This is a genomic window from Vibrio thalassae, from assembly GCF_900089835.1.
In the GTDB taxonomy this organism is placed as follows: domain Bacteria; phylum Pseudomonadota; class Gammaproteobacteria; order Enterobacterales; family Vibrionaceae; genus Vibrio; species Vibrio thalassae.
Genome location: NZ_OANU01000116.1, coordinates 1 through 8,641 on the forward strand (window position 1 = coordinate 1; position 8,641 = coordinate 8,641).

10 protein-coding genes are annotated in these 8,641 nt (G+C 38.3%); 5 read left to right on the forward strand and 5 right to left on the reverse strand.

Going from position 1 to position 8,641, the window contains the following annotated elements; genetic code table 11:
- From VTH8203_RS19960 to VTH8203_RS19970, 3 genes are all read left to right on the forward strand, one after another.
- Window positions 1–136 (forward strand): ATP-binding protein (locus VTH8203_RS19960; protein ID WP_244181236.1); only part of this gene is annotated, 136 nt, incomplete at its 5' end.
- Window positions 137–455: 319 nt separating this feature from the next.
- Window positions 456–1,097: a winged helix-turn-helix domain-containing protein gene (locus VTH8203_RS19965; protein WP_096995230.1), complete on the forward strand. Its 642-nt coding sequence runs from the start codon at window positions 456–458 to the stop codon at window positions 1,095–1,097.
- Window positions 1,087–1,593, forward strand: a complete 507-nt coding sequence (locus VTH8203_RS19970; protein WP_244181268.1) for a hypothetical protein — start codon at window positions 1,087–1,089, stop codon at window positions 1,591–1,593. Before VTH8203_RS19965 ends, VTH8203_RS19970 begins: the two co-directional genes overlap by 11 nt.
- 80 nt (window positions 1,594–1,673) lie before the next feature.
- On the opposite strand, the gene VTH8203_RS19975 is transcribed toward VTH8203_RS19970, so the two are convergent.
- The 5 genes from VTH8203_RS19975 to VTH8203_RS19995 all read right to left on the reverse strand — a co-directional run bounded on the left by VTH8203_RS19975 (window position 1,674) and on the right by VTH8203_RS19995 (window position 7,476).
- Window positions 1,674–3,077, reverse strand: a complete 1,404-nt coding sequence (locus VTH8203_RS19975) for a tryptophanase (protein WP_244181269.1) — start codon at window positions 3,075–3,077, stop codon at window positions 1,674–1,676.
- Between the two features lie 377 nt (window positions 3,078–3,454).
- Window positions 3,455–4,708, reverse strand: coding sequence for an aromatic amino acid transporter (locus tag VTH8203_RS19980; protein WP_096995232.1), 1,254 nt, complete (start codon window positions 4,706–4,708; stop codon window positions 3,455–3,457).
- A gap of 271 nt (window positions 4,709–4,979) precedes the next feature.
- The gene (locus VTH8203_RS19985) at window positions 4,980–5,639 is read right to left on the reverse strand and encodes an IbrB-like domain-containing protein (RefSeq protein ID WP_096995233.1); all 660 of its coding nucleotides are present in this window, start codon (window positions 5,637–5,639) and stop codon (window positions 4,980–4,982) included.
- A gap of 26 nt (window positions 5,640–5,665) precedes the next feature.
- Window positions 5,666–6,865, reverse strand: a complete 1,200-nt coding sequence (locus tag VTH8203_RS19990) for a DUF3440 domain-containing protein (RefSeq protein ID WP_096995234.1) — start codon at window positions 6,863–6,865, stop codon at window positions 5,666–5,668.
- Window positions 6,866–6,969: 104 nt separating this feature from the next.
- Complete coding sequence (locus tag VTH8203_RS19995; RefSeq protein ID WP_096995235.1) at window positions 6,970–7,476, reverse strand: hypothetical protein; 507 nt, start codon at window positions 7,474–7,476, stop codon at window positions 6,970–6,972.
- Window positions 7,477–7,712: 236 nt separating this feature from the next.
- Here VTH8203_RS19995 and VTH8203_RS20000 point away from each other — a divergent pair, with 236 nt between their 5' ends.
- Both VTH8203_RS20000 and VTH8203_RS25630 read left to right on the forward strand, forming a co-directional pair.
- Window positions 7,713–8,474, forward strand: a complete 762-nt coding sequence (locus VTH8203_RS20000) for a hypothetical protein (protein ID WP_158296206.1) — start codon at window positions 7,713–7,715, stop codon at window positions 8,472–8,474.
- Between the two features lie 31 nt (window positions 8,475–8,505).
- A partial coding sequence (locus VTH8203_RS25630) for a transposase (protein WP_158296156.1) occupies window positions 8,506–8,641 on the forward strand: 136 nt, incomplete at its 3' end.

Here is an 8,641-nt window from a genome sequence, read left to right on the forward strand (position 1 = left end):
GGCGGCATTACTGGATAGGCTTCTTCATCACTCGCACATCGTACAAATCAGCGGAGAAAGCTACCGATTAAGAGGAAAGAAAGCGGCTGGAACCATACCAACAGTTCTAGAAAATCTATCTGAAAGTACAAAATAATTACGTGGGTGGGTCAGTTTTACTTTGGCGATAACGTCGATAAGTGGATCAATTTTAAACTGGCGTTGACAATGACAAAACGATGACAAACACAGACAGACTTAGACACCGATAATTGTTACAAATAACTAGCACTTAAGATATTAGCTTATGTGTCCAACCATTGGGGTCCACTTCTTTACACTTAAATTAACAATTAATAATTAACATCATTAACTTAAAATGAACTCTAATGGTCTTGATTTAAGTCTATTGGACTATAAATTAATACTAAACCTACGCACCCTACGCACCTTAACCTTAAGCAAGTAGAAAAGAAATGAGAAAACAGATTGATGAACTAACCATGAAAATAGGTATTTGCGTCCTAGAAAGATCCGATAGTGGCGCCCAAATAATAATGAAAAATGGAAAAACATTTTCAATAACACTACCTGAAAGCTGTCTACTAGAAAGAATGGCAACCGAACAAGGAAAAGTAATTAGCAAGCATGATCTGATTGTATCTGCATGGGGAAGGCCTGAGACGATCGGTTCTAATTCTTTACCAGTAGCAATAACAAACCTTAGGAAGATACTTGAATTCTCTAACACTAAAATTGTTAATGTTCCGAGAAAAGGTTACAAGATTGAGATTCCTGAAGATGCAGTCAAAGAGCATGATTCACCAATATTAACAGATAGCATTAATATTGAAAAAACTGACAAGATAGAAAACATAAAACCGACTTTTAGCTACACATTAAAGATTTATGCTTCTTTCATATCGCTATTATTGATAGGGTACTCATTGCTATATATTACATTTTCTTGGGTACATGTTGACTGCATAGAAATTGGAAAGGCATCAGTATGTAGCTTGAGAAACGAAAATCCAGACTTGACCAATATTAAGGCAAGTAATGGTAATTTCTACTATTCACATAAATCTGGACTAATTGAGTTTTCTAATGACAACTAAAACACCAATGCTGGGTACAACCTTTCTAAGTCAAAAGTGGCAACACATTATCATTACTGCAGCTTTATTGCTGAGCGCAGCATTAGTATTCTTAATCTTATATGGGTTTGTCGCTGGTTCTACATGTCAATACTCGATCTCTCTCCATGTTCCAGATGATGAACGCGATGTGTTTATGACATGCTACCGTGGAAAGGTTGTCGCATTGCAAACAAAGGTTGCACAGGATAAAGAGATTATATCCAAATGGAAAGTAGAAGCTCGGCAGTTAAGATATGGCGATCAAACTATTTACTTTGTTTACACTAGAACTCCACTAATTACTGATCATAAGCAAGATAGTAATAACCGATTTAATCAGATATCAGCAGCATATAAATTCCTATTTTATAAGATGATTCGTTCCGGAGATGAAGTCTATATTTTCCAAAACTTTCCGAGAAATTATATTCATAAAGGTAAGATTGAAGGTTCGATTGATTTTTGGGATTCATAACGCAAAATAGGCCAAGAAATTCAAGTTTCTTGGCCTAGCTAGCACGTTATTTATTCTCGAGGTAATGCTCTCAAAAGATCTTAACTCGAAACTTCAGTAAACTGAGCATTAAAGTGCCTTAGTACTGGCGGTTCGTAAGTAAAAGTCATCCCTTTTAAGTCCTTACAGCCATTAAGCACTAGTTGAAAGGCCTCAATGACATAGTCAAGATGTGCCTTAGTATACGTAGCCCTTGGAATAGCTAAACGCAGCAACTCCGCTGGTGATGGAAGCTGCAACCCAGTTACAGGGTCACGACCAATGAGCAGAGACCCTATTTCAGCACTGCGAATCCCAGCTACACGATACAGCTCACATGCCAGCACATGCCCTGGGAACTCACTTTGTGGAATATGCGAGAGCATCTTTCCTGCATCTATAAACACTGCATGTCCGCCTGCTTGCTGGCACTGAATACCGATACTTTCTAAACCATCGACTAAGTAATGAATTTGCTGGATGCGCGATGCCAACCACTCTTCTCTCATAGCTTCATACAAACCAACAGCCAAGCGCTCCATAGCTCCACCTTCTAGGCCGCCATAGGTAGGGAAACCTTCTTGAAGCACACACAAAGTGCGACATTCATGGTAAACATCATCTAATGACAGATCCTTAAATGCCAACAAGCCTCCTATCGGTACCATGGCGTCCTTCTTAGCAGACATAGAGAGAATATCTGCATACTGAAACATGATATGTGTGATTTCTTCAATTGTTAAATGGCTATACCCAGATTCTCTCTGTTTTACGAAGTAAGCATTTTCCGCAAACCTTGCACAATCCATAACAACTGGAATCTCATAAAGTTGCGCAAGTTCATATACTTGTTTTAGATTTTCGATCGACACTGGCTGGCCACCAGCAGAATTGCACGTAATGGTACTAACGATATAAGGGATGTGACGTGGCCCAACTTGCTCAATGGTTTGTTGAAGTAGATCAATATCAAAGTTCCCCTTGAAATCAGCTTTGACTGAAGTATTGAATGCAGATTCAACTGGAACATTAACAATACGGCAGCCATTCCACTGTGAATGCCCTTGAGTTGTATCAAAGAAAAAATTCGAAATTACCGTCATTTTTTCCCTTAGCAGACCTTTCTCACGTTCTCGTTTTTTGATTAGACTTGGCACATAAAGTTGCTCTGCTCCACGCCCTTGGTGAGTAGGGATAGTAAGTTGATATCCAAAGATGTTTTGAACAGCATCACTAAGGGCATAATAGCTTCGACTTCCGCTGTACGATTCATCTCCTAACAACATGGCCGCCTGCATAGACTGTGTTACACCACCAGTACCACTATCAGTAAGTAGATCAACGAAAACGTCCTTACTGTTCAATAAAAACGGGTTGAAGCCGACCTTAACTAACGCTTCTTCGCGCTGCGCTCGAGTCGTTTGTTCAATTGGTTCAACAACACGTATTCTATATGGTTCAGGCATATATTTCAGCTCTGTTGTCGAAATCGAAGCTCCCACTAGACGGGGACCCTTTATATCGTTATATACATCATTGTTATATTTACCTTTATATCTTGAATGAGAACTATTAGTGATAGCCATAAATCATACCTTTCTATTGTTGAGTTTTTTGCACCTTTTATATAAAACAATTTTTGCACCTTTTATATAAAACAAGTAGTTAAGCCACACTTCTTACACAGTGGTATATTAGTGGTATATTGATGCTTCCTGTTATTACAGGCTCACTAAATAAAGAGACATCTGCAGCTACAGTTAGAAAATCACAGATTAGATGAAATAATAAGTAATATATAATTATTTAACTTGTTACTTATATCGCTAGTGCATCAACTTAATTAAAAACCAAACTTTGGAATTAAATTAATAAGATCAAATAGGTGAATTAATATGATGGTGACACCAAACACGAAAACAAGCAGTAAAGACAAAGATCCTCCAAAGCAACGGTACTGGCTAGGCTGCCAAGTATGATGATATTGATTGTTAGTAATTGGTGTAGTCACTTGCTCAGTTCGGACCTTTCTTACAAGCAAAACTGGGATGATGCATGCCCAAATCGCCGCAAATAACGACGCATAACCAATGGAAGATATAAAGCCAAAAGGAAAGAAAAGAGAGAAGAGCAACGGTGGGAGAAATGTCACCGCCCAAGTTTTCGTTCTACCTACTCGATCAGCGCTAAATTGAAATGCATCAGCAATAAAGTCAAATACACCCAATCCCACACCAATAAAACTAGATAATATTGCTGCTGCTGAAAATGCCCCAATGACAATTGAAAGTGTGTTATCTACTACTCGTTCATCAATCGCCGCTAGCAATGAATCAACATTACCACCTGCCGCATTAATATCGACAAAACTACCTCTATCTATGTTTCCGTAGATCGACACTATCCATACAGCGTAAACTACAAACGCAATAATTGCACCGCCAACTATCGCCTTCTGGGAAGAGTATTCATCGAGGTAGTAATCTCTCATACTAGACACTGCATGATGAAAGCCAAACGCTGTAAGCGCAATTGGCAAAAACGAAAGTAAATATTTTGTCTGCCCTATATCAAATTTACCATATAGAGAGTCCACACGAATCCCGCTAACTAGACCAGAAACGGAAAATGAAAACGTAAAGATCATGAAGATTAATAGTACAAATGATGCTCTATCGACTAGTCGCGTGGAATACCAAACGAAAGCAGAAAATAACAATACAAAGAGCACCGAAGAGACTTGAGCATTAACCTTAATATACTCTTGGAGGATTAATCCAGAAGAAGTGGTGTACGCATATAGAAGAATCGCTCCTACAAAATACACGGCTAAGTTATTCACCCACGCAACCCGATGACCCAGTAGATCCTTTGTTACAGTCGAGAAAGAAGACCGAATTGGGTAAGACTTCAATGCCTCCAACAATAAACATCCACTCAAGACCATTATGACCATGACCCCAGCGAGTGCCAGTATTGACCAAAATGTCCAAGCACCAGAACCAGCCGCTGGTAGTCCCAACATTCCCGCCCCAACACAAATACAAGCAATTATGCAACTTCCTCCCACTAAGGTCGGTTTATTATCGTTACCCATCGCAAATACTCCTTTAACTTTATGCTTTTCAAAAATACTAGATGAATGAACAGATATACGTTTAGGTAATAACAGTACATCCTTTCACACAAAAGCCACCTATAAAACACTATTCAACTTGCTTAATGTATGTGGTGACCTTTTCCCTGCATAAATATGGGACAACTGTTTAGGCAATTGATCATTATTAATTAATTAATAATCAAAATTTAATAACTAATATATCGTGTGAAGTTGATTTTTGGCTTTTCCATATTCGTCATGATTCTACTTATTCCCAGGCTTTTGAAAACTCCTCATTGCGATACAAATCAGCAAGGCCGGTTAACTGTTGCATTCGCAATAGTTCGTCTTTATCCATACCTAGCTCCTTGCCTATTTTCGCATTAGTCCAGCCCATGTTTTTAAGCAAAAGAATCATTTCAGAAGTCAGTTCAACTTGATGCACACCTCTTGCTATATTGTGCCTAACAGAAGACGATATCGCTTGGCCTTTTGTTTTAGATAAGACAATAGCTGGCACATAGCCATCTATCGGTTGTAGGTGTGCATGCTTCTTTAAGAGCTCATATCTATGGTACCCATCAATAATGGTGTAATCTTGCTCGTTCTCCTGTCGATTAACAATAAGTGGAAGGGTCAACCCATCTTGCTCTAAAGAATGAAGCAATAAATTGCTTTCTGGCCTAGCCATCTTATTGGGATTGTAGTCGTTTGCGTTAAGTGAAGTTATAGGCAGAAGTTCAACTGCACAAATTGGTGGGAGCAACGGAAAATGCTTTACTATCTGCTTACTTATGTCGTTATATTGATCTATCCAGTCTGCATCTATTGCTAAGCTCTCAGAAGAGCTTTTCTCATTTAACCCTTCTCCTGATTGTTTGAACAATGATTTAAACAGGGCCTTACTTCTTTTTAGAGTCTTTTCCATATCGCGTCATACCTTTTGCATAATTATTAAGGTTTTGAGTTGGCTTTAGATGACTTAACGTGCCCAAATGACAAGCCACGACAACTGTAGTCATTTTTTATCAGAACCTTACAGATCCGTCTCCAACTCGGGACTTGTCTTCTTGATTCAAGCTTAGAGTCTGCAAAATCTGGGATATACGTAATACCCTTTGATGGACCATGTTTACGCCACCATTGGAGAAATTTGAATATTTTTTCCCTGTAGTGATTTTCAAGTTCGGGAGGGAGCGATCTCAAGATTTGCTTGCTGTACTGACGATAAGTCATCCCTTTAGGAAGTTTAAACCGATAGTGCCCGAGTATTCTCCCTTGGCTTTTAGTATAACGCCCGCCAAAATTGCAACCTTCAACTCTCCCAACTAATTTTTGCCATGTGTCTGGCTCTAACAGTTGGTATAGCCATAAACTCTTTCTTTGTTCATCACCAAACGGTTGGCAAAGCCTTTGAAGCGATAGCTTCACACCAGCTTTATGCATAAGATCATAAATCCTATTGTAGTCCCAACCACGCCTCCCATTCACTATCCAAATATCCCTAGCCTTCCAGTCATAAATGGGATACGCCATGTACACCCCTTTGATCATTTGAGTTGTCCACTGCTTATGTTTATATCTAATTTTTCGAACATTTTTAATCGTTTGGTAACGATTCAGCGACTCATCGGCTCGAATACCAATTACAACCGCAATTTCAGTCCCTTTTTGCTTTTGATACCAATCTGCAAACCCAATAACAAAATCTTCAAACTCAGTACCTATTTCAAAAAATGGAAGCTGTTCGGGTTTGCTGATCACTCCTTTTACATCGGGTATGGATCTCACCCAAATATCTTTACAATTCGGGTCCCAACACATCCATTTCGGTTGAAATTGTGAGACAGCATTACGAAGGGTTATAGGCAAACACACCCAATACTGGTTTACCTTACCAGCTCTAATTAAGCGCTTAAGGAAATCTTCGGTATGCTGAAATTGAGCCTCAAAATCAACAATCAACACATCAACTGGCAGCCGATTTCTTTTTTCTGCTTCCTCAATAGCTAGATTAACTAGAACCGACGAATCTTTACCTCCAGATAATGAAATATAAAGACTGTCGAAGTGGTCGAAAAGATAGCAAATTCTTTCCTTAGCGGTGACAAAAACACTTTTATTTAGTAACTTTTTTGTTCTTTTGGTTCCCATGATTAAAACCAAGTCCTTTATTCAACTCTATGCACTTACGTTTTATCAACTATGGATTTATTTTCTAATAATTTATATCTATTTATATTAAACCTATCAGAGAATCAGAATAGAGAATGCCATTTTACATCCGATTTGAAACAGCACCCATCCTTACTTTCCTCTAACCTTACCATAACCCAATATTTAAAACTCTGAATAAGCCGATTGGCTAAACTATTACAACGAAAGTTCTCTAAAATAAGTAACTTTTCTATATAAGCACTATGTGTTGAAGTGTCATGTTTCTTTCCACGATCTGTTGGTGAAATGAGATAACCGTAAATAAAACCTACGACTCTCCGATTCTTGTGCTCAATAACAGATAACATCTGACCAGACTCTTCAATGATTTTTTTAATCTGTAAACGAGTAGGTGCTACATCAAAAATTCTAAAGCTCTCTTTCTTATACGTTAGTGCAAAACCATGTAATCGACAATAACGCTTTGCTTCCAAAACGCACAGTTCATGGACGATTTGGTAGTCCTTTATCGTTGCTGGTCTAACCTTAAATTCATTCTCATCTAATTTAGGTAGCCTAACAGAGTTGCGAATTATTTTCTTTTCCACAAAGATAACCTCCATAAAAATTTAACTAATATTAGTTAGTGCCACTTACAATATAAACGCAAGTTAATAATACATTAAACCCAAAACCTTACTTTAAATAATGTTTAAATAATTATGAAAGAGCTCCTAAGCGTAATATTATTCAATGCGTTACTAAGGTAACTGACGTTGTTGATGAGATTTATATCCGGAGTTTGAATTAAATCAATAAGTCAGACCACCTTGGACTTCGTTGCTTGATTACAAAGCAGATCTATCTGCTTAGTATTGGGTTAACGCTACTAATTGTAAATCTTCAGGAGGGTGCCCTCTCAACACCCTCCTTTTTTGAAGTACTGCTAACGCTCTGTCATCAGCTTAGTAAGGGTTTGTCCTTCATTCCTGACAATTACAGACAAACCAATGACTGCTATATCAACTTCAAAGCTATATTCTTGCCTCACTCGTTAGCAACAACCAACAACACATTTTTGAGGCCTACTATGAAATACCATTCGTTAACTTTATTTGCTGCATCTCTTGCATTAGCAACAAGCTATGCGAGTGCCGCTACCACACCAAATAGCACAAACCTTGATAGTTTGATTAAGCAAAATCAAAATTCAATCGCTCATAACAGCCAAAAGATTGCGGAATACAAACAGGATTCTAGAAAAATCGGCAGTACATTGTTGATTTACGGTCAAAGTAACGATCGCCGCGTATCAAAGGATGAGGCGTTAATCGCCAACAATAAGCAAGCCGTTTCCAACATCAGTCAAAAAGTCGATGCCGCGACCAAACAGGTGAATGTTAATAATCAAGCAATTAACAAAACTAACCAGGCGTTACATTCTGATGAGCAAAAGATCACGAGCAACACGCAACACATTGCTAGAACAGAGCACAAGCTAGCCTCTAACGAACAGCAACTTCAAGCTAACACACATGAAATATCTCAAACAAAGCAAGCATTAACCCCCTGTGTCAGGATAGTTGTCGCCCTTAATCCTCAATAAAAGTAAAACAGGGAGCGGTAAGTTTAATTAAGTGAAGCGTTATTCAAAAGAGCATAAGAAAGCAACTATTCGCAGGTTTGTTGAAAGTGGTTTATCCTTGCGGGAGTTTGCAGATAATGAAGGTATGCATATCTCTACTCTGCACGATTGGAAGAATAAGTATTTAG

What these genes read in the sequence shown, in the direction of transcription:
- VTH8203_RS19965 (WP_096995230.1), top strand. Translation starts at nt 456, where the DNA reads ATGAGAAAACAGATTGATGAACTAACCATGAAAATAGGTATTTGCGTC.
- VTH8203_RS19970 (WP_244181268.1), top strand. Translation starts at nt 1,087, where the DNA reads ATGACAACTAAAACACCAATGCTGGGTACAACCTTTCTAAGTCAAAAG.
- VTH8203_RS19975 (WP_244181269.1), bottom strand. Translation starts at nt 3,077, where the DNA reads ATGCCTGAACCATATAGAATACGTGTTGTTGAACCAATTGAACAAACG.
- VTH8203_RS19980 (WP_096995232.1), bottom strand. Translation starts at nt 4,708, where the DNA reads ATGGGTAACGATAATAAACCGACCTTAGTGGGAGGAAGTTGCATAATT.
- VTH8203_RS19985 (WP_096995233.1), bottom strand. Translation starts at nt 5,639, where the DNA reads ATGGAAAAGACTCTAAAAAGAAGTAAGGCCCTGTTTAAATCATTGTTC.
- VTH8203_RS19990 (WP_096995234.1), bottom strand. Translation starts at nt 6,865, where the DNA reads ATGGGAACCAAAAGAACAAAAAAGTTACTAAATAAAAGTGTTTTTGTC.